25 protein-coding genes and 1 pseudogene are annotated in these 24,206 nt (G+C 67.0%); 11 read left to right on the top strand and 15 right to left on the bottom strand.

The features are described 5' to 3' along the window. Positions 1 to 422 precede the first annotated feature (422 nt). From ACIA5H_RS08365 to ACIA5H_RS08340, 6 genes are all read right to left on the bottom strand, one after another. Positions 423 to 1,394 carry a DNA polymerase domain-containing protein gene (locus ACIA5H_RS08365; protein WP_397074831.1) on the bottom strand — a complete coding sequence of 324 codons (972 nt, stop codon included), beginning with the start codon at positions 1,392 to 1,394 and terminating at the stop codon, positions 423 to 425. Between the two features lie 487 nt (positions 1,395 to 1,881). Further along, on the bottom strand, positions 1,882 to 2,469 hold the full coding sequence (locus tag ACIA5H_RS08360) for a hypothetical protein (protein WP_379253847.1): 588 nt from the start codon (positions 2,467 to 2,469) through the stop codon (positions 1,882 to 1,884). 99 nt (positions 2,470 to 2,568) lie between these two features. Next, complete coding sequence (locus ACIA5H_RS08355; RefSeq protein WP_379253848.1) at positions 2,569 to 3,192, bottom strand: NAD(P)-dependent oxidoreductase; 624 nt, start codon at positions 3,190 to 3,192, stop codon at positions 2,569 to 2,571. Then, positions 3,192 to 3,635 carry an SgcJ/EcaC family oxidoreductase gene (locus ACIA5H_RS08350; protein WP_397074828.1) on the bottom strand — a complete coding sequence of 148 codons (444 nt, stop codon included), beginning with the start codon at positions 3,633 to 3,635 and terminating at the stop codon, positions 3,192 to 3,194. The genes ACIA5H_RS08355 and ACIA5H_RS08350 overlap by 1 nt, the downstream gene beginning before the upstream one ends. An 11-nt stretch (positions 3,636 to 3,646) precedes the next feature. After that, positions 3,647 to 4,366: an SDR family NAD(P)-dependent oxidoreductase gene (locus ACIA5H_RS08345; RefSeq protein ID WP_397074826.1), complete on the bottom strand. Its 720-nt coding sequence runs from the start codon at positions 4,364 to 4,366 to the stop codon at positions 3,647 to 3,649. Further along, entirely contained in the window at positions 4,363 to 5,001 is a 639-nt protein-coding gene (locus ACIA5H_RS08340; protein WP_397074823.1) for an SgcJ/EcaC family oxidoreductase, read from the bottom strand. The genes ACIA5H_RS08345 and ACIA5H_RS08340 overlap by 4 nt, the downstream gene beginning before the upstream one ends. A gap of 264 nt (positions 5,002 to 5,265) precedes the next feature. On the opposite strand from ACIA5H_RS08340, the gene ACIA5H_RS08335 reads away from it, so the two are divergent. Continuing rightward, entirely contained in the window at positions 5,266 to 6,333 is a 1,068-nt protein-coding gene (locus tag ACIA5H_RS08335; protein ID WP_397074821.1) for a glycerophosphodiester phosphodiesterase family protein, read from the top strand. A gap of 99 nt (positions 6,334 to 6,432) precedes the next feature. Here the strand turns inward: ACIA5H_RS08335 and ACIA5H_RS08330 are convergent, their stop codons facing one another. Then, on the bottom strand, positions 6,433 to 7,128 hold the full coding sequence (locus ACIA5H_RS08330; protein ID WP_379253853.1) for a type 1 glutamine amidotransferase domain-containing protein: 696 nt from the start codon (positions 7,126 to 7,128) through the stop codon (positions 6,433 to 6,435). Positions 7,129 to 7,473: 345 nt separating this feature from the next. On the opposite strand from ACIA5H_RS08330, the gene ACIA5H_RS08325 reads away from it, so the two are divergent. The 3 genes from ACIA5H_RS08325 to ACIA5H_RS08315 all read left to right on the top strand — a co-directional run bounded on the left by ACIA5H_RS08325 (position 7,474) and on the right by ACIA5H_RS08315 (position 9,272). Next, positions 7,474 to 7,902, top strand: coding sequence for a PAS domain-containing protein (locus ACIA5H_RS08325; protein WP_397074819.1), 429 nt, complete (start codon positions 7,474 to 7,476; stop codon positions 7,900 to 7,902). Beyond that, on the top strand, positions 7,899 to 8,156 hold the full coding sequence (locus ACIA5H_RS08320; RefSeq protein ID WP_397074817.1) for an ANTAR domain-containing protein: 258 nt from the start codon (positions 7,899 to 7,901) through the stop codon (positions 8,154 to 8,156). The genes ACIA5H_RS08325 and ACIA5H_RS08320 overlap by 4 nt, the downstream gene beginning before the upstream one ends. A 117-nt stretch (positions 8,157 to 8,273) precedes the next feature. Continuing rightward, a complete protein-coding gene (locus ACIA5H_RS08315; RefSeq protein ID WP_397074815.1) occupies positions 8,274 to 9,272 on the top strand; it encodes an IS481 family transposase in 999 nt (332 codons plus the stop codon). Here the strand turns inward: ACIA5H_RS08315 and ACIA5H_RS08310 are convergent. Then, positions 9,269 to 10,672, bottom strand: a complete 1,404-nt coding sequence (locus tag ACIA5H_RS08310; RefSeq protein ID WP_397074813.1) for an aldehyde dehydrogenase family protein — start codon at positions 10,670 to 10,672, stop codon at positions 9,269 to 9,271. The genes ACIA5H_RS08315 and ACIA5H_RS08310 overlap by 4 nt on opposite strands. Further along, positions 10,672 to 11,763, bottom strand: coding sequence for an AMP-binding protein (locus tag ACIA5H_RS08305; RefSeq protein ID WP_397074811.1), 1,092 nt, complete (start codon positions 11,761 to 11,763; stop codon positions 10,672 to 10,674). The genes ACIA5H_RS08310 and ACIA5H_RS08305 overlap by 1 nt, the downstream gene beginning before the upstream one ends. A 314-nt stretch (positions 11,764 to 12,077) precedes the next feature. On the opposite strand from ACIA5H_RS08305, the gene ACIA5H_RS08300 reads away from it, so the two are divergent. The 4 genes from ACIA5H_RS08300 (at position 12,078) to ACIA5H_RS08285 (ending at position 15,784) form a co-directional block, all read left to right on the top strand. Next, positions 12,078 to 13,685 carry a cytochrome bc complex cytochrome b subunit gene (locus tag ACIA5H_RS08300; RefSeq protein ID WP_397075051.1) on the top strand — a complete coding sequence of 536 codons (1,608 nt, stop codon included), beginning with the start codon at positions 12,078 to 12,080 and terminating at the stop codon, positions 13,683 to 13,685. Then, the gene (locus ACIA5H_RS08295; protein ID WP_355075083.1) at positions 13,682 to 13,924 is read left to right on the top strand and encodes a hypothetical protein; all 243 of its coding nucleotides are present in this window, start codon (positions 13,682 to 13,684) and stop codon (positions 13,922 to 13,924) included. Before ACIA5H_RS08300 ends, ACIA5H_RS08295 begins: the two co-directional genes overlap by 4 nt. A gap of 241 nt (positions 13,925 to 14,165) precedes the next feature. Next, a complete protein-coding gene (locus ACIA5H_RS08290) occupies positions 14,166 to 15,143 on the top strand; it encodes an NADP-dependent oxidoreductase (RefSeq protein ID WP_397074808.1) in 978 nt (325 codons plus the stop codon). Positions 15,144 to 15,241: 98 nt separating this feature from the next. Next, complete coding sequence (locus ACIA5H_RS08285; protein ID WP_379253859.1) at positions 15,242 to 15,784, top strand: TetR/AcrR family transcriptional regulator; 543 nt, start codon at positions 15,242 to 15,244, stop codon at positions 15,782 to 15,784. 61 nt (positions 15,785 to 15,845) lie between these two features. On the opposite strand, the gene ACIA5H_RS08280 is transcribed toward ACIA5H_RS08285, so the two are convergent. Together ACIA5H_RS08280 and ACIA5H_RS08275 are read right to left on the bottom strand one after the other, a co-directional pair. Next, positions 15,846 to 16,895 (bottom strand): FAD-dependent oxidoreductase, encoded by a 1,050-nt coding sequence (locus ACIA5H_RS08280; protein ID WP_397074805.1) that lies wholly within the window; start codon positions 16,893 to 16,895, stop codon positions 15,846 to 15,848. Between the two features lie 238 nt (positions 16,896 to 17,133). After that, positions 17,134 to 17,712 (bottom strand): hemerythrin domain-containing protein, encoded by a 579-nt coding sequence (locus ACIA5H_RS08275; protein WP_397074803.1) that lies wholly within the window; start codon positions 17,710 to 17,712, stop codon positions 17,134 to 17,136. 301 nt (positions 17,713 to 18,013) lie between these two features. Here ACIA5H_RS08275 and ACIA5H_RS08270 point away from each other — a divergent pair, with 301 nt between their 5' ends. Both ACIA5H_RS08270 and ACIA5H_RS08265 read left to right on the top strand, forming a co-directional pair. Beyond that, positions 18,014 to 18,685 carry a serine protease gene (locus ACIA5H_RS08270; protein WP_397074801.1) on the top strand — a complete coding sequence of 224 codons (672 nt, stop codon included), beginning with the start codon at positions 18,014 to 18,016 and terminating at the stop codon, positions 18,683 to 18,685. Between the two features lie 1,048 nt (positions 18,686 to 19,733). Then, on the top strand, positions 19,734 to 20,612 hold the full coding sequence (locus ACIA5H_RS08265; RefSeq protein ID WP_397074799.1) for a hypothetical protein: 879 nt from the start codon (positions 19,734 to 19,736) through the stop codon (positions 20,610 to 20,612). Between the two features lie 51 nt (positions 20,613 to 20,663). Here the strand turns inward: ACIA5H_RS08265 and ACIA5H_RS08260 are convergent. The 4 genes and pseudogenes from ACIA5H_RS08260 to ACIA5H_RS08245 form a co-directional block, all read right to left on the bottom strand. Then, positions 20,664 to 21,062, bottom strand: a pseudogene (locus ACIA5H_RS08260) (DDE-type integrase/transposase/recombinase); the annotation flags it as partial. A gap of 182 nt (positions 21,063 to 21,244) precedes the next feature. Then, on the bottom strand, positions 21,245 to 21,565 hold the full coding sequence (locus ACIA5H_RS08255; protein ID WP_397074797.1) for a transposase: 321 nt from the start codon (positions 21,563 to 21,565) through the stop codon (positions 21,245 to 21,247). A gap of 96 nt (positions 21,566 to 21,661) precedes the next feature. After that, complete coding sequence (locus tag ACIA5H_RS08250; RefSeq protein WP_397074795.1) at positions 21,662 to 22,105, bottom strand: nuclear transport factor 2 family protein; 444 nt, start codon at positions 22,103 to 22,105, stop codon at positions 21,662 to 21,664. Positions 22,106 to 22,397: 292 nt separating this feature from the next. Beyond that, positions 22,398 to 23,339 carry an NAD-dependent epimerase/dehydratase family protein gene (locus tag ACIA5H_RS08245; protein WP_397074793.1) on the bottom strand — a complete coding sequence of 314 codons (942 nt, stop codon included), beginning with the start codon at positions 23,337 to 23,339 and terminating at the stop codon, positions 22,398 to 22,400. Positions 23,340 to 23,490: 151 nt separating this feature from the next. Here ACIA5H_RS08245 and ACIA5H_RS08240 point away from each other — a divergent pair, with 151 nt between their 5' ends. Next, the gene (locus ACIA5H_RS08240) at positions 23,491 to 24,180 is read left to right on the top strand and encodes a TetR/AcrR family transcriptional regulator (RefSeq protein WP_397074791.1); all 690 of its coding nucleotides are present in this window, start codon (positions 23,491 to 23,493) and stop codon (positions 24,178 to 24,180) included. The last annotated feature ends 26 nt before the right edge of the window (positions 24,181 to 24,206 follow it).

The following is a 24,206-nucleotide window of genomic DNA, read 5'->3' as shown; positions in this document are numbered from 1 at the left end:
GGAAGCCGACCGGGACCGGGAGGGTAGATCGGCTGCGGGCGATGTCCGAACAAGTAGTCGCGGAAGGCCCGCAGATACTCGCCTTGTTTGCTTGCACGACCGTGTCCGGATCGTGGCTCAGGTGCGCGGGCGCTTCGGCGTTGCCGCCGGGCAGGGCGGCGGACGCGATCTCGAACCGCTGCACACTCGACACGCCCGGTACCTCGATCACCTCGGCCGGATGCTGTTGTTCCTCCGATACCGGGCGGACAACCGAACCGACGGCGACGCCGCGGCGGCGCTCGATGCCGCCTCCCGCGGCACGGTCGCGCTGTTGTCCTACACGCCGGAAACCCTCGACCACGATCTCGAAGCGGTGAAGTCCATGCTGACCGGCGACTTCCTGGCGTACTCGCGCGTGTTCGGTGCCGACACGGACGGGATCAGCTGGTCGGGGGCGCGTCCGCCGCGCGGCGTGCCCGGGCGCGCCGTTTGCCCTCGTGCATCGCCTGAACCCGGGCCACTGGAATCGTGTGTCCCTCCTCGATCAGATCCGGAGGAAGACGCTGCGGGGCAGGCATCTCCGCCTGCCACGGATCGTTGTCGCCGAGCAGGTCCGGCACGGTCCGCACAGTGAAATCGGACGGCGTCACCTCGTCGAGGTCCGACCAGCGCAGCGGGAACGACACGGTGACACCCGGACGGATACGCGGACTGTAGGCGGCGGCCACGGTGGCGCCACCCGCACGGGTGGCGTCGAGAAAGACCTTGCCGTGGCGGTCTTCCCGGATGAACGCTGTCGTGCCGACCGACGGATCGATCCGCTCGGCTCGCGCCGCCACGGCCCGCGTCGCCGCGGCCGCGTCCTCGACATCGGTCCCTGGGACCACCGGCACGAACACGTGCAATCCTCTGGAACCGCTCGTCTTCACTGCTCCGGACAGCCCGTCCGCAGTCAGCGCTTCCCGGATCAGCCGGGCGCCTGCCACGGCGTCGGCGAAAGTCTGTCCCGGTGCGGGATCGAGATCGAGCACAAGATGTGTGGGTTCCGGTGCGGATTCCGCGAGGAACAGGGTCGGGTGGTATTCGACCGCCCGCTGATTACCGAACCAGATCAGGGTTCGCAGGTCGTCACAAAGCGCGTAGGTGATCTCCCGCCGCGAACTCTCTGCCCAGACCTTCGTCCGCGCCACCCACTCCGGCGTGTACTTCGGGAGGTTTTTCTGCATGAACGGCTCCTGCCCCGGCCGCACCCTTACCACCGACAGCGGCCGTCCGCGCAACACTCCCAGTAACCGTTCCCCGGCGAACTCCAGATAGTCCACCAGATCCCTTTTGCTCGCCTCGGCCTCGTCGAACAACGGCTGATCGAGATTGGACAATTCGACCCCGTGACGCAGCTCGCCTCCCGCCATCGCTCCACTCTCCCTACCACCGTGCGCCGGTCGATCAGCGGGGGTGGCGAACTCGTTTCCCACTCGTTCTCGCACATTCACGTAAATTGCCTATGCCCGAACCGAATGAGCGACACGCATCCATGGCCTGAGCGAACTCGAAACTCCGATCTCATGGACCATCGAAACTGCTGTTCAGGCCTGCGCAAACTGCCGCTGTGCCGCTGATAGGCGACGATACACGTTCCTTGGCGGCCCCGTCACCAGGCATTTCGTGACAGATCGCCCCCATCTGGTGGCAGTGTCACCCATCGTTTCCGGCATGCGCGAGCCGATGTCGGCCAACGGAAGGCAAGACCCGCACGGTCAGGCCCCGCCACCGGCGGCTGACGATGCGTACCGTCGACGACGCCATCCGCGCCATCGGCGGCACACCGACCGACCACGTCGGTACCTACACTGCCTGACAGGCTTCGGGGTTCCGGGGCCGAATACTGAACCGTCTGGGCTACGGCTGAGCTGGTCGGACTTCGCTTGCCTTGCTGTATTTTCCGTGTCGGCCTTCGCCGATGACCCATGTCACCGGCATGCCCGGTGTGATGAGTTGTTCGTCGCCCTGGTATTGCCAGAGGGAGAACCATACGTCGCCGGAGTGGCTGGCGATGAGTCCGTCGTAGGTGTCGGGCAGCCACCATCGGACCACACCGTCGAGGCTCGGATCAGGATCCTTCGCCGCGTCGACCTGCCCGTACGGTACCAAGCCGCCTGCGCCGCGCCATCCGTCGAGAGTGGGGAGCAACGGTTGGTCCCCACACTCGGGGTCGGCGGGCCAGATCTTTCCACTGCGGGACAGGATGTCGTCGTGGACTTCCCGGGCCAGTCTGCACGCCACACCGTCGGGAGTGCGCTCGACGGGGGTGGTGCCAATTACGACGCTCAAAGCCGGGACGGTGAATTCGATCCGCCATCCCGGTGGATCCGCCAGGCGGCGAAGCCGCTCGGGGATCGTTTCATCGATGTGCACCTCGAAACCGAGAGCCGACTCGATGTCGGCCGCCAGCAGGTCGGCGCCTCGCCGTGATGTCTCCTGGTCCATATAGCTAGCCTGCCGATGTCGAGGAACGGCGCCTACTCCTCACGCTCGGTCAGCCGTGCCCGGAAAGCCTCGACCAACAGCTCGCCGCGTTGGTCGCGATCAGGACGAGACAGCGACAACGGACCGGTAGGTGTGCGGGTCGTCGATGGCGTCGAGGAGATAGTCGGCGAGGTCGGCACGCGAAGTGCGGGGACCGACCTTACCTTTCGCCCCCACCGAGACGCGCGGACTGCCGTCGGCCTGCGCATCGGTCAATCCCGTGGGGCGGACGGAGGTCCAGCGCAGATCACTCTGCGCGAGCAGGTGTTCCATGCGCGCCATATCCGAGTAAGTGTGCCGCATGACCCTCCGCAGGACGGCGGCGAGGACTCTGGCGCCCGGCCCCGCGTCCGCCGGGACGTCCAGCGCCGCGGAGGAGATCACCAGCAGCCGCCCGCCCGGACGCATGGCGGCGATGATCTCGGCGGTGGCGGCGGAGTAGACGGTGGCGGGGCCGCGCCCGGTCGCGCCGAGCGCGGAGATCACCGCGTCGTACCCGTCGAGCAAGCCGGTCAACGCTCCCGCGGCACACGGGTCGGCCGTCACCACGGTCGACCCGAGCGCGGGCGCCGCGGTAGTGGCCGGGCGGACGATCGCGGTGACGCGATGTCCTCGTGCCAGCGCCCGGTCGACCACCATCCGCCCCGTTCGGCCGGTGGCGCCCAGGACCGCGATGGCGGCCATCAGTGCGCCGCGGGCCGGGTGGCGGGCTGGGTCAAGAAGGACACGGCCTCCATCAGCGGCTTGCGCTGGGTCTTCTGCACGGCCGCGATGCGCCACTGTCCGTCGGTGTCGCGGACGACGGTGTAGGTCGCGAGTTTGCCGAGCTTGCCCGGCCGCCGCTTCGAGGATTCGCCGCGGGTCACGACTACGGCGGCATCCGGTCCGTAGCAACGGATTTCGACGATGTCCACGGTCAGACGCATGCCCTTCAGGAAGCTGTCGAACAGCGCTTGGTGGGCCCGGCCGATCTCCGCACCGCCGTGGTAGACGGTGCCGACATAGGTGATGTCCGTGGCGTCGTCGGTGAAGCAGGCGCCGTAGGCGGCGCCGTCGCCGCGATCCCACGCTTGCCTGCTGCGCTCGATGAGGGCGCGGATGGCGGCGGTGTCGGTGCTGGTGGTCATTTCGATCTCCTTCAGTCGGCCAGCAGGGCCAGTGCGGCCCGGCGGGGGAACAGCCGCAATACGGCGATGAGTGCCCGATTGAACGGGCTGGTGACTACGACGGAACCGGACCCGCCGGACAGAGCTTTTCGCGCACGGTCCACCACCTGCTCGGGTGTCTGGACCAGCCAGGGCGGTACGTCGGTGGCGGTTTGCGAGGCGGTGGCGGTGACGCCGGGGCACAGAGCCAGCACCCGTACGCCGCGTGCTCGCTGTTCGTGCCACAGCGTTTCGGACAAGGCCGTGACGAACGCCTTGGTAGCGCTGTAGACGGCGAGGCCCGGCTTCGGTATGTGCCCGAGCGTCGAGGACACGTTCACCAGGACGCCGCCGGGAGCGGCCGCACCGAGGAAGGCGTGGGCCAGCACGACCACCGCCCGGCAGTTCACCTCCAACGTGGCGATCGACGCTTCGAGCGCAACCTCGGTGAAATCGCCATGCGCGGCGGTCCCGGCATTGTTGACCAGCAGCGTGTAACCGCCGCCGCGAAGCCGTTCCGCGACCGCCCGCAGTCCCTCTTCGGTGCCGAGGTCGGCGGCGAGATAGTCGTGTCCGTCACCGAGTTCGGCGAGCAACATCTCCAGCGCTTCGATCCCGCGCGCCACGACGGTCACCGAATAGCCCTGTGCTGCCAGCGATTTCGCGAATGCGCGTCCGATCCCGGCGCTGGCGCCGGTCACCAACGCTCTCACCGTTCGGCCTCCGGCTTCGTCGCCGGGTCGAACAGGAACGAGATGCGCTCCATGACCGGCTGCCGCTTGGTGTTGTGGAAACTGGCGATCCGCCACTGGCTGTCGGCTTCGCGCACCAACGTGTAAGTCTGCGTCTTGGACAACTCCGCCGGGCGATCGCCTTCGTAGCGGTCACCTCGGCTGGTGACGATCGCCACGTCGGCATCGTAGAAGCGCACTCCGAGAAAGGAGTCGGCGAGTTCGGTGCCCTTCAGGAATCCCGAGAACAGGGCACGGTGCGCCTCGGCCAGATCGCGGCGGCCCACGTAGTGGGTACCCAGAAAGGTGGTGTAGGTGGCATTTTCGGTGAAGGTCGCGCCGAACGCGTCGGCGTCGTTGCGGGCCCAGGCCGCCGTCATGGCGGCGATGGTCCCGCACACGGCCCGCAGGTCGTCGGCGCTGCCACCGTCAGCAACGACCTGCGTGCACTCCATGACGCCGGCACTGCGGACATCCGAGGTCCGGTCCAGCCACAGGTACCCGCCTCCGCCGACGACGCCGAGCGTCAGCACGGCGACCCCCACGGCTCGGACCACGGTGCGTCGTCGCGGACTGCGCGAGGCAGTCGGTTCGGTCCCTGCGATAGCCGACGTCATGGTGAAATCCCTTCCCACAGCATTTACTGCTTATAAGATGTTTCATCTTTAGAGCAGTTTCTTCGTTGAAGAAGAGATTAGAGAAGATGCCTCCTCCTTGTCAATACGTCCGCATGATGCCGATCCCGACCGCGCTGCCCCATCCACTCTGGGGTGGCAACGTGCGCAAGCCCGGTCTCGTCGAGGCCGAGTTCGCCTCGACGGTTGCCTGTCCGTTCATCGCTTCTTCACCCCGGAGCGGTCGCAGAGCGGCACGATGAAGTGATGCGGCGGATGTGCGCAGCCGGTGTGGTAGCGGGGCTTGTGGCGGGCGGTGCGCTGACGGCGGCGGGACCGGTGGCGGCCGATGGTCCGGCCGCGTTCGATCTGCAAGCCCATCGGGGTGGGGCGGGGCTGGTGGCGGAGAATACGCTGCCCGCGTTCGCGAACGCGTTGGAACTCGGGGTGAGCACGCTGGAGCTGGACGTGCAGATCACCGCGGACGGATACGCGGTGGTCACCCACGATCGCGATCCGAGTCCGGCGAAGTGCGTGGACACGGCGCCGGCCGTCGCGGGCGACCCGAAGTTCCCGTATGTGCCGGGGACTACCTACATCCGGGACCTGACGCTGGCTCAGGTGCGGACGATCGATTGCGGTTCGGTGCCGTCCGCGGATCACCCGGAGCAGCGCAGGGCGCCGGGAGCGCGAATGCCGTTGCTGGCCGAGGTATTCGATCTGGTGCGCGCGTATGGCGCCGATCAGGTGATGCTGAACATCGAGACCAAGGTCGAGGCCGCCGCCCCGGAACAGACCGCGCCGCGCGAGCAGTTCGTGGACGTCGTCGTGGCGGAGATCCGCCGGGCGGGCATCGGGCGGCAGGTCACTGTCCAGAGTTTCGACTTCGGCGCCTTGACGCGCCTGCGGGAGGTGGCCCCCGAGCTGCCGACCGTCGCGTTGACCGACGGCCGGCCGAAGTTGCAACCCGGAGAGCCCGGTGGCTCACCGTGGCTGGGCGGCATGGATATCGACGACTTTCCGGGATCGTTGCAGGAGAAGTACGTCGCGGCCGCGGCGGCCATCGGCGCGGCCGCGATCTCGCCGGTGCACGGCACTCCGCAGGACGGCACCGTCACCGACCCCGACTACCGGCCGTTCACCACGCCCGAACTCGTCCGCGCCGCACATCACCGCGGCATGCGGGTGGTGCCATGGACGGTCGATGACCGCTCCACCATGACCGCTCTGCTCGACCTCGGGGTGGACGGTCTCATCACGAATCGCCCGGACGTGCTCCGCACAGTGCTGTCCGACCGCGGGTACCGCCTACCACCGGCATATCACCGATCCTGAGCGATCCCGCGCGGCCGACCTGGCATGCGGACTGCCCCGATCGGGACGGCGACGCGGCCGCCGCTCACCTTTCCGCGATCGGGTAGACGGGTCCCGTGATCAACCGAGAGTTTTCAGCAGTTCGTCCGCCACTCCTGCGGAGGAAGCCGGATTCTGGCCGGTGATCAGCGTGCGGTCCACCACCACATTCGGCGCCCACGGATCGGCCTCCCGGAAGTCGGCGCCGATCTCGACGAGCCGGTCTTGCAACAACCATCGGGCCTTGTCCGCGAAGCCCGCTTGGGTCTCTTCGGCATTGGTGAACCCGGTCAAGGCATAGCCCGCGAACGGGTTCGCGCCATCTTCCCCCGTGGCGGCGAGCAGGGCCGCAGGCGCATGGCACACCACCGCCAGCGGCTTGCCGGAGGTCAGGATGGTGGCGAGCAGCCGACCGGAGTCGGCGTCGACCGCGAGATCTTCCATCGGCCCGTGCCCGCCGGGGTAGAACACCGCCGCGTAGTCGGCGAGGTCCACCTTCGCCAGGTCGACGGGGTTGTTCAGCTCGGCGCTCGTGGCGATCACCCGCGCTCGATGGTCTGCGGTCTCCTGACCGTCGTTGGCCTCGGGCGCGAGGCTGCCTTTGTCCACGCTCGGTACGACGCCGCCGGGCGTGGCCACCACGATCTCGTGTCCCGCCCCTTTCAGCTTTTCGAAGGGCACCACGAATTCCTCGGCCCAGAAGCCGGTCGGGTGCTTCGTCCCGTCGGCCAGCGTCCAGTGGTCGACTCCGGTCATCACGAAAAGGATCTTCGACATGGTGTGTTGTCTCCGTCGTCCGGAACCCGCTCGGTCGGGGTTCGCGTCATCGAGTCCTGTCGCGCTGGTCCACGTGGCACCTGGAGGTATCGATCCCACGCGTCTGGATCGTCAGCGACGACACTGTCGACGCTAGCCTTCGGCAACCATGGAATGCCAATAAGAAGACCGATTTCAGACATCGGTTTCTCAATGGATCTTCGCAGATGACTTCGATTCGCGGCCGTTCCCGTTTCACTTTTTCCTTGGGCCGGGCGATGCGCAGTCACGAGCCGGTCACCGGTCGGTCACGCAGCGCCGACCCTCCCGCCTGACCTGGACTTGTTTACGCGCCATACTGGACCGGTGACGGAGATAGGTCAGTGCGAGCAGGAGACTGCACGCAAGATGCTCGGTGGTTGCCCCGATATCGGCAGCTTTCGCTTCTGGTTCGCCGACCAACGGTGGGAATGGTCGGACGACGTCGCCACGATCTACGGGTACGCACCGGGAGAAGCCGAGCCGTCCACCGAACTTCTGCAACGCCACCTGCACCCCGACGACCGCGAGCGCGTCGCCCAGACACTCGCCGAGGCCATCGAGACCGCGTCGCCGTTCTGCACGCGTCACCGGATCATCGACACCGAGAACGAGACGCACGACGTGATCGTCATCGGCGACCAGCTGTTCGACGAGCAAGGCGCCGTGGTGGGTTCCTCCGTTACCTCATCGATGTCACCGAGACCCTCGAAGACAACCGGCAGGAAGCCCTCGACGACCTGCTGCCGGACGTGATCGACGCGCGCGCGGTGATCGAGCAGGCCAAGGGCGTCGTGATGTTCGTCTACGGCGTCAACGCCGATCAGGCGTTCCGGGTGCTGCGCTGGCGCTCGCAAGAGACCAACATCAAGATCCGCGCGCTGGCCGAGCAGCTCGTCGCCGACGTCGTCGCGATGGGCGGTGCGCTGGTTCAGCAGCGCACCCGCTTCGATCATCTCCTGCTGACCCTGCACCACCGGGTCACGCCAACGGAACCTGGCGCGGGCTAGCTGTGATGTCCAGGGAGGTTGTACCGGGTTGGAACGGTGAGCCTGTGTGACTGGTGAAGGCCTCCGGCGGTGAAGTGGAGCTGTCGAATTCACCGCTTCACCGATCCGGAGGCCTTCGTGTCCCACGCTAACGCAGCGTTGACCCCGCGTGCTCGTCTACGACTGGCCCAGCTCGTCGTCGACCGCGGCTGGAGCTATACCGCAGCAGCGAAAATGTTCATGGTCTCCCCGCGAACCGCCAGGAAATGGTCCGACCGCTACCGCGGCGAGGGTCCTGCCGGGATGGCCGACCGCAGCTCGCGTCCGGTGACCAGCCCGGCCAAGACCCCGCCACACGCGGTACGCCGGATCGTGCGGCTTCGGTGGCGTCACCGGCTCGGACCGATCCAGATCGCCGGCCTGCTGGCGATGCCGGCCTCGACCGTGCACGCGGTGCTGACCCGGTGCCGGATCAACCGTTTGTCGCGCATCGACAGGGTCACCGGCGAACCGCTGCGCCGCTACGAACACCCCCATCCCGGGTCGCTGATCCATGTCGACGTCACCAAGTTCGCCAACATCCCCGACGGCGGCGGGCGCAAGTTCCTCGACCGCCGCGCCAGCAAGTCCAACGCCCGCGCCACCGCCCACCGAACCGGCAAGCGCGGCAACAACTACCGGCCCGCCATCGGCACCGCATACGTGCACACCGTCATCGACGACCACTCCCGCCTCGCCTACGCCGAGATCCACTCCGACGAGAAGGCCGCCACCGCGATCGGTGTGCTGCAGCGGGCCGTGGCATGGCTGGCCGACCACGGCGTCGCCACCGAACGGGTGCTGTCGGACAACGGCTCGGCCTACAAATCACATGCCTGGCGCGATGCCTGCACCGAACTGGGCATCACCCACAAACGCACCCGCCCCTACCGGCCACAAACCAACGGAAAGATCGAACTCTTCCACCGCACCATGGCCGAGGGCTGGGCTTACGCCCGGCTGTATGAATCCACCGAACAACGCAACACAACCCTGCCCGCATGGCTCCACTTCTACAATCACCACCGAGCCCACTCCGCCCTCGGAGGTCGGCCACCGGTCACCCGGCTGACCAACCTCCCTGGACATCACAGCTAGCCGACCGGTGTGCGCGGTCGGGTCGCCGCCGAACGGATCATTCCCTTGGTCCGCATGAGGAACTCGCCGAGATAGCTGTCGTGCGGGACCCCCGGACGCAACCACGTGGTCGGATGGTCACCCAGATAGAGGTTGGTGATCGTCGGCTCGTCCAGCAGCGCGTCGATGAGTTCGCGCCGCTCGGTCATCGCCGTGAGAACCAGCGAATCGCGCAGCGGGGCGACGCCGTCGGCGGGTGACCACGGCCCCACCCACACGCAGGGGAAGGCGAGTTCCACACCGAGCTGCGGCGCGGTGCTGCTGCCGACGAGGTGCACCGCGGGGCGCAGCACCGCCGCGCCGGGCGACAGTTCGTCCACGATGGTGTCACCACCGAGCAGCGGGCACGCGTCGCCCGCGACCCGACGCAGGTAGCGGTCCATCGCCGCCGCGGACTCGGTGGGCTGCACGGTGAGGATGGCATCCGGGTGCTCGGGCGGCAGGCTGGGAATGGCCCCCAACTCCGCGGCGAGCGCACGCGCCAGCGGCTCCGGATCGCCCTCGACCAGCACCGCGGTAGTGCAGGTGCAGGCGGTACCGCCGAGGTGGCTCACCGACTCGGCGATCAGCGCGACCTCAGCTCGCCAGTCCACGTCCGAGGTCACCAGGATCTTCGAGCGCCCCGGCCCCTGGGTGAGCACCCGCGCGCTGCCACCGTACTTGTCGACCACGTCCTGCCCGCCGTAGACGATGGCGAAATCGGACTCCGCCACCAGCACGTCGGCCGCTTCGTAGTCGGTCGGCAGCAGCGTGACCAGCTCCGGCGGCAACCCCGCCATGCGCAGAGCGCTGACCAGGCGAAAAGCGGTAAACGGCTCCCTGGTTGACGGCCGCACCGCCACCTTGTAGCCCAACGCGAGCGCCTCCGGCCACAAACCGTGCACCGCCGGGGTGTTTCCCGCCGCGTGCACCGCGAATAGATCGCCCCTGCGCGTCCAGACGGCGCATCCGGCGAGGGTGCGCCGGTCCTGCCAATCCGCCACCGCGCCCTTCGGCATCGCGAGTTCGAGGGTGTCGCGCTGCTCGCGCAGCACATCGGCGACCCATTGCACCGACTGGCGCACGACGGCCAGCGGGACTCCCGACGCGACGCTGACCAGTCGCGCGTATTCGTCGGGTCCGAGCCCGCCGATCTCGGCGTCGGTGAACAGGTCGGCCGCCCGTTCCAGCACCGCGAATCGCTCGGCGGCGGGCAGCACCGGCGCCTTGCGCATGGCCGTCAGCGCCCGGCGCACATACAGCGGCGGCACCTGGGAGATCTCCCCGATCTCGATGCCGGACAAGGTCGTCAGGGGCTTGCGGTCGCGGGCGCGATAGCTGCCCTGCGGACCGAGGGCGTCGATGTGCACGAACTCGCCCATCAGTACACCCCCTCGATGACCTCGGCGCCGCCGAAGGAGGTCATCGGCGCGACATCGGCGACCGAGCAGCCGGAACCCTGCTTCGGCGGCTCGACCTTCATGGCCAGATCCCGTTCCGGATTGTTGGGCAGCAGAGCGTATTTCGTGAGGTGATGCATCACGACCTGACCGCGCTCGCCGTAACCGACGTCGTCGCCGGTCTCCGGATCCACCACCTCGAACGCCAGGTAGGGGCTCGGCGGGTCGAAGACAGGCAGCCCGTCGGGGCGCTCCTCGTCGCGCTCCCGGGACATGCCGAGGATGGTGGTGCTGCCGTAGAGCCCTTTGAACGGGATGCCGGGAAAGATCTCCTGCCGGAAGATGTCGCGGGTGTCGGCGTCCATGTGCGCGCCGCTCCAGCAGATGAACTTGATCTTCCGGCGGATCTGCTCCACCAGGTCGTCGCGACGCGCGATGCGCTCCAGCAGCGGCGGAGTGGTGATCAGGATCCCCACCGACTGCGTGGTGAGGATCTGCGCGACCTGGTCGACGACGTGTTCGGCGTACCGCTCGGTGTTCTCGGTGTCGCCCCGCGCGATCATCTGCTTGATCCATCGCGGGTCGAGGTCGATGGTGAACCGCACGCCGTTGTGCCTGCGCGCCCGGCGTTCGGCGAACTCACCGAACATGTGCGGGCCACTCGGCGCCACGGCCAAGGTGTTCACCGTGCCGAGCCCGGCGTAGTGGTGCTCGTCCCAGCCCAGCGCGAACTGCATCCAGCGGTCGAACATGACGAAACGCTTCGGCGCACCGGTGGTGCCGCCGCTCTCATAGATCCCCGCGATGACGCGGTCGGCGCCCGTCAGCCCGCGGGGGATCAAGTCCTCCACCGCGACCGTGCGGAATTCGTCGATGACGTTGGGGAAACGGCGCAGGTCGGCGAAGGTCCGGATATCGGCGACGGGATCGAAATCCAATGTCCGCGCGCGGCGCAGCCAGTACGGGCTGCCCGTCTCCTCGCTGAAATGCCAGGCCAGCACGGCGCGCAGGTATTCCTCCGCGTCGATCATCGCGTAGTCGTGCGCGGCGAGGTCCAGGATTACGGGGCGCATGCGCGGCCTCCAGTGATGTGCCCCGAATCGGGGTTTCAGCTCGAACGCCGCAATCCTCTCCCGGCCCGGTCGAGGGCAAACGCGCTGTCGCCCAGTTCGATCCGCCGATAGGACACTCATATCGAGAACCGCGATCGACGCCGTGTACACGTTCGCCGAGCACGTACCGGTGGTACCCGCCGCGGCGTCGGCCGCTCGCCCCCGCCCTACGGGGTCCATTGGTGATGTCCATCACATCGTGTCAGAAATCGGCGGCCCGAAATGTCTTATGGGCAGCCGTCGATGACCGGGAGGTCCCGCCAGTTATGAGCACCATGTCACGGGGAGCAGATGCCCTGGATGAACGTTACCGCGCTTCCGCCTTCGTCAAGCGCTCGATCAACAAGGTATTCCCGACCCACTGGTCGTTCCTGCTCGGCGAGATCGCCCTGTACAGCTTCATCATCCTGCTGCTGTCAGGGGTGTACCTGACGTTGTTCTTCGATCCCTCTATGAGCGAGGTGGTATACGACGGCGCGTACCAGCCCATGCGGGGATTGACCATGTCCCGGGCCTACGAGTCGACGCTGAATCTCAGTTTCGAGGTCCGCGGCGGGCTGTTCGTGCGGCAGGTACACCATTGGACCGCGTTGCTTTTCGTGGCGTCGATGATCGTGCATATGTGCCGGATATTCTTCACCGGCGCGTTCCGCCGCCCACGCGAGATCACCTGGGTGATCGGCTCACTACTACTGATCCTCGCCCTGTTCGAAGGCTTCTTCGGCTATTCGCTGCCTGACGATCTACTGTCGGGTACCGGCATGCGCGCGGCCTTCTCGGGTTTCACGATTTCCATCCCCGTGGTGGGCACCTGGTTGCACTGGCTGATCTTCGCGGGCGATTTCCCCGGCGACATCATCATCCCCCGTCTGTACATCACGCACGTGCTGCTGTTCCCGGCGATCATGTCGGCGCTGGTCGTCGCACACATCGGAATCGTCTGGTACCAGAAGCACACTCAGTTTCCCGGACCGGCCCGGAACGAGAACAACGTCGTCGGCACACGTATCGTGCCGGTGTTCTCCCTCGATCAGGGCGCCTTCTTCATGTTCACCCTCGCGACAGTGTCGTTCATGGGTGGCCTTTTCCAGATCAATCCGGTCTGGAACCTGGGTCCTTACAACCCGTCGCAGGTATCGGCGGGTTCGCAGCCCGACTTCTACCTGATGTGGACCGACGGCATGGCACGCCTCATGCCGCCTTGGGAACTGTACATCGGCAACTACACCGTGCCGGCAGCTTTCTGGGTCGCGCTGGCGATGGGATTGGTGCTCTTGGCGCTGATGGTGTATCCGTGGATCGAGAAGCGTCTTTCGAGGGACACCGCGCATCACAATCTGCTGCAGCGGCCGCGAGACGTGCCGGTGCGCACAGCAATCGGCGCCATGGCCCTCACGTTCTACGTGGTGCTGACGCTGGCGTGTGTCAACGACATCATCGCACTGAACTTCGACATCTCGCTCAACGCGACGACCTGGTTCTTCCGCATCGCGGTGCTGCTGTGCCCGCCTACGGCCTACTTCCTTACCTACCGAATGTGCCTGGGTCTGCAACGCAGCGATCGCGCGGCACTCGCCCATGGCATCGAGACCGGCGTGATCAAACGCTTACCGCACGGCGAATACATCGAGATGCACCAGCCGTTGGGCCCAGTCGACGACCACGGCCACCCGGTTCCGCTCGAATATCAAGGCGCCCCGGTACCGAAAAAGATGAACAAACTGGGGTTGGCGGGCAAGCCCGGACCGGGCTCGTTCCTGCGCCCGGATCCGGCGCCCGAAGCGGAGCGCCTGGTGATGACCGAGCACACCGAAGAACGCAGGCAACTTGCCGTTCTCCGGGACTACCAGCAGCGCCGCGACAACGAAAGGCACGACCGATGAGACGGAGGCGCGCCGGGCACGCCGAAGACTACGGCCTGCTGGTCCCCGCGGCCACCGTCGCCAGCGAGCACGCGGGTAACGTCGTAAGAGACACCTTGCGCGCCAACGGGATCCGTTCCACTGTGGGACGGACCGACCGACGCGGCCGACTCCACCGCCTGCTCGTTCTCGTCTTCCCCGAGGACGCCGCGCGGGCCTACGAGGTGATCTGCGCCCATACGAGCCAGCCTGAATCTTGAAGATGCCACTCGAAGTGGTCGCCAGTGTGTTCGAAGCCGATTCTGTGGACATCGCTCGTGCGGTCAGTTCGTGGAGCGGTGGCGCTGGGAGCGCCGCGAACAGGACTCCTGTCGGTGGATTCGGACGTACCTATTGCCAACAAGACTGATCTGTCCCTATTTTTAACGAGACAGATCAGTCTCTTTCGGCGCGACGGATGGAGTCCTTCATGGCTACGGAGTCAGACTTGCGGGCGGGCGCATGATCATCGGAGCCGCGGAGGAGACGCCCGTCACGATGCTGGCCGCCCATCACGTCGAATTCGGCGCGCCGCTCGCCGTGGGCGAACTGCCCCGGCCGGTGCCGCTCCCTGGGGAGGTGCGGATCAAGGTCGCGGCGACGAGCGTCAACCCCGTCGACATGCACACCGGTCGCGGGAACGGCTACGTCCAGTCGATGACACTTCCGCTCATCCCGGGCTGGGACGTGGCGGGAACCGTCGATGCGGTCGGGTACGGCGTGGCGAGGCACCGCGTCGGCGACCCGGTCTTCGGCTTGGTCCGGTTCCCCCATCCGGCCGGGGCTTACGCGGAGTACGTGACGGCTCCCGCACACCACGTGGTGCGCGCTCCGGTAGGCCTCACCATGGTGGAGGCGGCCGCGCTGCCGTTGTGCGGGCTGACCGCCTGGCAGATGCTCCGAGCGGCGAGGGTGGAGCGGGGCAAGCGTGTCCTGATCGACGGCGCCTCCGGCGGTGTCGGACATCTCGCCGTGCAGATCGCTCGCGCGCTCGATGCGGAAGTGATCGCGCTCGCTCGGCCCGAGCACCACTCGCTGGTCACCTCATGGGGCGCCGACGACTGCGTGGACTACCGGGACGACGCGGCGGTCGCCGCCATCGGCACGGCCGACGCCTTGTGCGATGTCGTAGGCGGCGAGCTGGCCCTGCGGCTGTTCGACCGGATCGCCCCGGCCGGGTGCGCTGCGCTCGCCTTGGGCTGGGCAGTCCCGGACTACCGTGCTGAAGCGAACGCGCGAGGAATCGACGCGGTGTCCTGCCTGGTCGACCCGGATCCCGAAGGACTGAGAGCCTTATCCGAACTCGCGGAAGCCGGTTCCTTGCGCGTGCACATCGGAGCGACCTTCGGGCTCGCGGAGGCGAGTCGGGCACAGCAGTGGGTGACCAGCCGATCCGGCATCGGCAAGGCCGTCATCGTGATGCCGGACTCAGCGAAATGACCACCCAGCGAACCGGGACGCCGGCAGCCCCGCCCCGGCAACAGGGCACCGCCGGTTCTCGTGCCCCCCGGCTGCGTGGACCGGCGCTTCGAGAAGCGGTGCTCGACATCGCCTGTCAACTCTTCTACGACAACGGTGTGCATGCCGTCGGTGTGGATGAGGTCGTGCGCCGCGCCGGCATCGCCAAAGCCAGCCTCTACCGGTGGTTCCCCACCAAAGACGCGCTCATCCTCGCGGTTCTCGACCGGATCGACCAGCAACTGTGGGCACGGTGGGACGAGGTGGCGGAGCAGTTCGCCGACGATGCCGAGGCAGAGCTGCGGGCCCAGATCACATGGATGACCGACATGGCGGCATCACCTGGATACCGAGGCTGCGCCTTCGTCAACACGGCGGCCGAATTCTCCGAGAGACATGACGAGATCCGTGACCGCTGCCTTCAGCACGAGCGGGAACTGGGCATGCGCCTTCGCAGGCTAGGTCGACGCCTTGCCGTGCCCGATCCCGATTCCTTCGCCGACCAGCTCCAGTTGGGGATCGTCGGCACATTCACCACCTCGGGCCTGTTCTCCAGCGCGGGCCCCGGGCGGCGACTTCCGGCACTCCTCGACGCGATCCTGGCGGCGAATCTCGGTCGCTGAGTGCAGCGCCACTGTGGGCAAGGCTGCTGAGCGACCGCACCGAGGCGGACCGAATGCCGGATTATCGCCGTCGGGCCCGCTGGGCTGCCTCGCGATCGGTGATGATCTGCTTGCGGCGCTGCGTCATCGCTTCGGCGGGTGAGCCGGCGCCGACGATCGCATCGAACACCGCGCGTGCGTCCTCGAGCGCGTCACGTGCGCCGACTCCGGCGGCCGGAGTGATGGCGTGGTCGGCGTCACCGATCAGGAGCACCGAATCCTGAGGCGCGCGAGCTCCGTCCAGGGGAACGTCGCGGGCGTTGCTGACGTGCACCAGTTCCGTGTGCGACAGGAAATCCGACACCAGCGCCTCAATGGAAGGCGTTGCGGCCAAGATGGTTTCGGCCCATTCACTGGTCGGCCGCATCCCGATATCGTCGCGGGTAGCGGGCAGGGGTTCGCGCGGGATCCGCACGAACCACAGAGCCGCCGGATCCTCTGGGCGCCAGATGTGCCCGAAAGTACTGCCGGCACTGCCGTCTTCGGCGACCTCGGCGAAGAAGTGCAGGACTGCGGGTGCGGTGGCCGGCGGGGAATCCAATGGCGCGCCGGTCATCCCGTACAGCACAACGTCACCGGCGTAGACCGGGATGCGGCCGGGTTCCAGGCCCGCGCGGACCACGGAGTCGATGCCGTCGGCGCCGACCACCAGTCCCTCGGCGGCGACGACGTCCGCGCCGCGCCGGATCTCGTGGCCGTCGTCACCCGAGGTCACCTCGGTGATCGGCTCGCCGTAGCGCAGCTCCGCGCCGGAGCCCGCGACGAACTCCGACAACACACCCATGAGGTTGCGGCGCAACCAGAACCGATGACCGCGACTGGGCATTTCGCTGCGCCGACCGCGACTGTCTGCATAGTCGAGCCCCGCCAGCGGATACGAAACCGCGTGCAGCGCCGAACGATCGACGCCCATCGCCTCCATCGCGTCGTGTCCGCGCCCATCGATGAACAGAAACGCCCCGGCTCCGGGACCGGGGCGCTGCTGCTCGTAGACCGTTACCTGACGACCTTTCCGCGCGAGACCACCGGCCAGGCAACTGCCCGCGATCCCACCACCGATAACACTGACCATGTAACCGCGATCTCCTAGCGTTGTCGTGCCGACGGCCACCCGCTGGGAGGGGCACTCATCCAGATTGCCATGCTCGGCCGAACCTTCGCCGATGACTGATCGACCAAGCGCGGATGGCGCCTCCGCAGAGCACGTCTCACGATGGCAGAGCGGCCACCCGATCCAAAAGCTCCTCGAGGCAACAGAATCGGAGTGGGCACGGGTCGAGACATGCGCTCCCCCATCGCATCGACGGTGCTCAGCTCGGTGGAATTCGCTTCAGGCTGCCGACACTGAGCGATCCACTCGACCCGGTGCGCAGTGTCGCCTCCGCCGCGCGGACGTAGCCGAGAGGGTCTTTGTCTACGGGCTCGACGCCGGCGTAATTGCTCGCTTCGTAGGCGGCGAAGGCGACGGCGAGTTGGTGGCGCCGTGCCAACCCGGCCAGGCGGCGGAAGTCGGTGAGCCCCTCACGTTCTTCCTCGGCCATATGGTCGCTGTTGGCCAGGTTCGCCGCAGCTACGGCCGCGTACCAATCGTCGGTGCCGACCTGGTGTCGCGCTACTTCGGCGACTGCGTCCCTGATCTGGTTGTGGTCGTGGATCGCGTCGAGTGTCTCGTCCTCCGTCCCGCTCGCGCGCCGGGCCGCGATCCCTGCCTGGAGCAACTCGGGATAGAAGATCTCCTCCTCGGCCTGCGCGTGCAGCTCGAGGAAGGCCGCCAGTCTGTCCCAGATCGCGGACAGCGCGGCGGTTTCCCCGCGATCGATCTGCTCCAGGATCGCGAACAGCCGCCGCTGCTCGTGATGGTCATCGAGAATCAGCTCGGTAATGTCCACATTTCCTCCCTGACGCCGCGTTCGAGTAAGCATTGGACTCGACGACCGACTGCCGCGCGGGCAGCCGGAACGTCCATGGGAACCTGACGACAACGTACTACCGAGCCGCGGCCCGACGCTCACATTCCGCTGCGGAACCCGCATGGATACCCGATCGCGATCGTCAACGGCAAAGTGCCTCGCCGTGAAACGGCTGACCGAACCTCGGGAGCGACAGCTTTGCGACCGATCCTCCGTTTCCGCGTGGTAGGTGTGGGTAGCTCGGTGGTGGTGAGGTTCGCTCGGCTCGGTGGGAGGAACGGTGTCTCGTTCGCTGATGAAGGTGATTTCCGCGGCCGCGCTGGTGTGCGGCCCGGTTTCCGTCGGAGCCGGTGCGGCGGCCGGTGTACCGCAGTTGCCGCTGCCGCCGATCGGCGGTGGATCGGGGATCGTGATCGATGACCGGGCCGAGTGCACGCTCACCGCCATCGGCTACGACGGGGGCGGCAGGCTGGTCGGCTTGACGGCGGGGCATTGCGGCGAGCCCGGGGCGCAGGTGGCGTCGGTGACCTATCCCAGCTACGGGGTGCTCGGGCGGTTCGTCTACGCCGATCACGAACTGGACTACGCGATCATCCAATTCGATGACGCGCGGGTCGCTCCAGCCCGAGACGTCGGTGGTTTCTCCATCGACGGCCTCGGCGCACCCGCGCGATTTCCCGACGTGGTGTGCAAGAAGGGCCGTACGACCGGCCGAACCTGCGGTGTCGCCTGGGGCGACATGATGGGCCGTGGCAGCGACACCTGGACTCAAATGTGTGTGCTCAAGGGCGATTCCGGCGCGCCGGTGGTGATCGGTTCGACCCTGGTCGGCATGGTCAACGCCTACTGGGGCATGGGGTGTCTCGGGCCCGAGGTGGGAACCGACATCAACGCCATCCTCGCCGACATCGACTCCCGCGACGACGTCGGCGCCGGATTCCGTCCCATCTGATCCCAGCAGTGTGACCAGCAGGCGGGTGGAGCGAACTTCGGCATCGCAGTAGCGACCCGAATACCGCGTTTCTCCCGCCTCCGGTTCCGGAATATCGGTCGAACAGCTGACATTCAGATGCGGTGCGGATGCCCTACATTCGGGTCGGTGTCGAATCGACCGATCGTGAAGGCTACCGCCGACGTCCGGTCGAACGGGTGCGTCCACGGTCTGGGGTTGGAAATGGGTCAGTGTGTGCAACGAATCTTGGGTGCTGTCGTCCTGGCCGCCGCGGTCGTGATCGCCGGTTGCGCCACATCCGACGATTCGCCGGGTCCGGCGACCAGATCGGCGGCCGCCGCGACAACGACCGCAACCGCCAGAACCCCCGGCGCACCGGCATCGAGCGCCGCGCCGGCACCGGAGACGGTGCCACTCCTGCAAGGCGACAACCGCATGCGCGGTCCGGGGACGGTGTTCTCGGGTGCTGGAACAGCCTGGCTGGACAGGTGAAAACGGACACTGAATCCAGACCAGTTTGAGCGTCACCGAAGGCCGGAACGGCGATGTGTAGACGAAAGATGATCACGTCAGTGCGGGGGGCGCGGCGGGTGATGTGGGCGATCGGTCGGATGCATCTGGTTGTGGGAAGTCAACAGTCGGCGGCGGAAGCTTCCGTCGTTTCGGGTGAGGGCTGGTGCGCCTGCCGGTGTCTCCATTTGCGGGAAGCTCGCCAGAGTGTCACTAGCCTGGGCACTCGAAGTGCGACCGTCGGCGGTCGATGCTCTATCGCGTATCCCTGCGTCCCGGAGGCTTATATGACTCGCACCACTCCGCCCCGGCCCTTCGACGTCGCGGCTGTCCTCCCCGCGCTGGCACGGTTGGCCGGACCGCGACCCGGTTGCACCCACGCCCTGGAACCCCTTCCCCGCATGACAGCTCGATCGGCGGGCCGCTGCTGTGGCCGGCGTCCGAGCCGTGGCCGCACTGTCACGGCCCCCACGAAACCGGGGTGCGCCCGTTGATAACGGTATCGCTGGTGGACTTCAGGCCAGCGGAACCCAGGCCGATGCCGGTCGCAATGTCGCTGGCGGACGCCAGGCTGAAACGGCGGATCGAGACGGCCCGCCGGGGTAGGGATTTGACGACGCAGGAGCGGGAGACCCTCGAACGGATTGTTGAGGGTATCCCGATGCCCGCTGGTCCGATTGCGATGCTGCCGGTCGCGCAACTGTACGTGCGTGACGTGCCCGGTTTACGCCCGCCCGCAGGGGCGGACCTGGTGCAGGTGTTGTGGTGCCCGTTCGACCATGACTCGGACTCCGGAGCCGCGGGAATGCCTAGGACTGCGCTGTTCTGGCGGTCCGCGGACGCGGTTACCGACATTCTTGTCGACCCCCCGGAGCCTGCGGCGGTTCTATTCGGCGGGGACTACGTGCTCGAGCCGTGCACGATCGACCCGGAACACATCATCGAATACCCTTCCGAGTCGGAGCTCGATGACGAGCAGGCGAGGCCGGCGGAAGGGGTGGAGCTGGCGGAGGAAGGGGATTGGAGCATGGCCGAGCTCGAGGACTGGACCATGCCCGAGCTCGCCGACCAGGAGTTGGATGATGGTCACTCCGATAACGACTATCAGTACGACGATCTGTGTATCGCACCTGGGTGGAAGGTCGGGGGCTGGATACGTTGGGGAGCGAACGATCCCTACCCTCAGCCCTGTCCTGCCTGCGGTGCCCGAACAGAGCCGTTCCTGACGATCGCCTCCTCCGAGTGGCACACCAACGTCGGTCACTGGATCCCCTACGAGGACCAGGCCGCTGGCATGACCGACACCAGTGATGCCAGGCAACCCACCAGGGTTCGAGTCGGCGGCGGCTCCTATGACCAGATCATCAGCGTCTGCCCGGCATCGCCCGACCATCCACACACCCTGCTGCTGCAGTGACCCAGAGCCGACCCGGTCGCGCAGATGAATCGCCCCGGTGAGTTCGGAGACTTACTGGTGTGACAGCTCAGCGGGTTGCTGGGCCGGGTTCTGAGCGTAGTGGGCGGCCTCCATCTCGGCGGGTGGGATGTCGCCGCAGTATTGGTAGAGGCGTCGGTGGTTGAACCAATCCACCCATTCGGCGGTGGCGAACTCGACGTGGTCGACGCTGCGCCAGGGGCCACGCGGCTTGATCAGCTCGGTTTTGTACAAGCCGTTCACGGTCTCGGCCCGCTCCCGGGTCCAGATCGCGTGCTCGATCGCGTCCAGCACCAGCGTCGTGGTCATCGACGTCGAAGTACGCCAGCCGATGATCCGACGGGCGTAGGCGTCGATCACGAACGCCACGTACACCCAGCCTGACCAGGTGTACACATACGTGATGTCGGCAACCCATGTACGCGCTGGACTTCCAGTTTCAGGTTCTCCTCACGCACCTGACGCTTGGTCGGGACTCGCTTGCAATGTTCGTAATATGTCGAGGGGGCGAGGTTTACGCCGAGCTCGGTCAGCGCAGCGCAGATAGACTTCACACCCCACACCAGGGCCGTCGGCTTCCCGGCGGCCCTGGTGTTCGGTGACGAACCTCGTGATCAGCGCTGCGGCCGGTCTATCTCGGCCGCGAAGAAAGCCGACGCCGCTTTCAGAATTGCGTTAGCGCGCTCGAGTTCTGCGTTTTCTCGCCGCAACCGCTTCAGCTCCGCGGACTCATCGGAAGTGACACCTGAGCGGGCGCCCTCGTCGACCTCGGCCTGACGCACCCACGTCCGGACCGTTTCCGGATGCGTCACTCCCCGCAGTTCCGCGACCGCCCGCATCGCGGCCCACTCCGACGGGTGCTGGTCACGGACCTCCACAAACATCCGCACCGCCCGCTCACGCAACTCGGCCGGATACTTCTTCCTCGACGACACGACTCCATCCTCTCCAAGAGATGAAGTCTCCGGACATGCCGGGGCGATTCAAAATTATCCGGGTAAATGGTATTAGCCGTTCGGCCAGGGGATCGGTCAATCGGCCGACGGGCGCTGCGCGGCCGACGGCCCTTCGGTCAGGGCGGCCAGGACCGCCGAAGTGTCGTGATAGTAGGGCCGGAATTCGGCGATCAAGCCGTCTCGAAAGCTGATCCATTGCAGCAGTGAGGTTTCCAGTATCCATCCGGTGCGCCGCGCACGTAGCCGACCCCGGCTGTAGACCACGACACTGGCCTCGTCGTCGAGGAAATGCTGCTCGTCGAACCACAAGCCGTCCCAGCTCTCTCGCATAGCGGCGAGGAATCTCCGGAATCCGTCGTGTCCATGCCAATCGCCGCCATAGGGCAGGCTCGACGCCTGGCGCATGACCACATCCGGCGCCAGATGCCGGGCCATTTCCTCGAACCCGGACCCGTCGGTGAGATACGCCGCCTCCGACGCGTAGAAGGCCCTCAGGGTGCTCATCACATCAGCCGTCATGCGCACGATCCTCGTCACCGCCACCCCGCCCGCGCTGGCGAGAATCAGCCATCGTGCTAGACCGGGGATCGGTTGTGTTACCTCTCCCCCACTGTCTCTCGTCATAGGAGTGACGGCCGTGGTTCCCGGCAGCCAGGTCGAAATCACGCTGTGGTCGCACGAGGTCGCTGCCCGACAGCCGGTAGCGGCGCGGCGCCCGGTCCGCTCATGACTCCTCGGACCCGAGCGAGCGCCTGGCCTTCGTCCGCCACGACGTGTTCGCGGTCCCCTTCCACGAATCGTCCGGCGGCCGTCAGTCGATGGAGGCGGAGGCCTCGTCGCGAAGGGCGGCGATCGTGGCGCGCAGTGATTCCGCGGTGGGCGTCGGCTCGATGCCGAAGGCCGCGGTCGCGGCCGAGGAGTCGATCACGAACGGACGATCGAACTGATACCGCAGTTCGCGCATCTCGCGGGCGTTGGGATCGAAGAGCCCTCCGACCCAGAGCACCGCGGAGGGCATCCGGCTCACCCGCGCGGGCGGCGCGTCCGCGACCGTCGCCGCGAGCCCGGCGAGTTCGCGAAGGGACATCGGCGGCGCGGTGGGCGTGTGCCAAGCGCGGCCCCAAGCGTTTTCGTCGTGGGCGACCGCGACGAGAGTACGTGCGGTGTCGGTGACGTCGGTCCAGCTGTGCGCGGCGTCCGGATCGGCGGGGAACAGCACCCGGCGGCCGGCCAGCACGGCGGGCAGCGCCGCGACGGTGAACGCCGACGTCGCTCCGGCGCCGAGGTAGTCCGATCCGCGTACTTCGGCGGTGCGGACGCGGCCCGCTTCGTGCGCCGCCAGCGCCTCGGTCCAGAGCTCCGCGCGCACGCGCCCTTTCACGCTGTTGGGACGCAGCGGGTGCTGTTCGCTGATCGGACCGTCGACCTGACCGTAGCCATACAGGTTTCCGACGCTCAGCAGCGCGGCGCCGGTAGCCTCCGCCGCCTGCAACACGGCGGCGGCCAGGGGCGGAAAGTCGCTCGCCCAGCGGTGATACGGAGGCTGCGCGCACTGGAAGATCACCTCCGTGCCCGCGCAATGCCCGATCAATGCCGCCGAGTCGGTGGCGTCGGCGGCGACGCGCTCGATCAGCGGATGATCCGGGCCGACGCCGCGCCGGGTGATCACGCGCACCTGGGCGCCGCGTGCGGCGAGCAACGCGGCCGTGGTCGCGCCCACCGGGCCGGCTCCGATGACAACGTGCAGAACCATGGCAATATCCATCCTGTCGGGCGTTCCGTTTAGAGAACAGTGTTCTCCATGTGGCTTCACCGTAAGACAGAACAATGTGCGAAGTCAAGAGCACTGTTCACCGAACCAACATATGTTCTGTTATCGGTTGCTTGTTCTCTACACTGGGGAGATGTCCGCCCGATCCCTACGCGCCCGCATCCGCTCCGAGATGACCGAGGAGATCAAAGAGGTCGCGCGCAGACGGTTGGCCGTGGACGGCGCGAACCTGTCCTTACGCGGGGTCGCACGGGATATGGACATCGTTCCGTCCGCGCTCTACCGCTACTTCCCGAGCCGGGACGACCTGCTGACCGCCTTGATTCTCGACGCCTACCGCGCCCTGGCCGCCGAAGCCGAAACCGCCGACGCGAAGGTTCCCGCCGCCGATCTACGCGGCCGGTGGCTGGCGGTGTGCTCGGCGGTGCGGGACTGGGCGCTGGCCCATCCGGCCGAATACGGACTGCTCTACGGCAGCCCGGTACCCGGATACTTCGCACCCGAGGACACCGTGGCCCCCGCCACGGCCGTGGTCTTCCGGCTGGTCGCCATCGCGCAGGACGGGGCGGGAAGACTGACGCCGCCACCGCTTCCGGCCCCGCTGCCCGCGCCCGTCCGCACCGACCTGCGCCGACTCATCGAGCAGAAGCCGCCCGCCGACATGCCCGAAGACGTACTCGACCGGGTCTTCGTCGGCTGGACTCAGCTGTTCGGCCTGATCAGCTTCGAGATCTTCGGCCGCCTGAACGGAACCATCGACGCCCGCGACGAATACTTCGGTCACCACATGAACGTGATGGCCGACCTGGTCGGCCTGCCGTAACCCGGCCTCCGGCGGTCTCCTCGTCG

It is taken from the genome of Nocardia sp. NPDC051900 (genome assembly GCF_044452545.1).
Classification (GTDB): domain Bacteria; phylum Actinomycetota; class Actinomycetes; order Mycobacteriales; family Mycobacteriaceae; genus Nocardia; species Nocardia sichangensis.
This window is presented reverse-complemented; position numbering and strand designations above follow the sequence as displayed.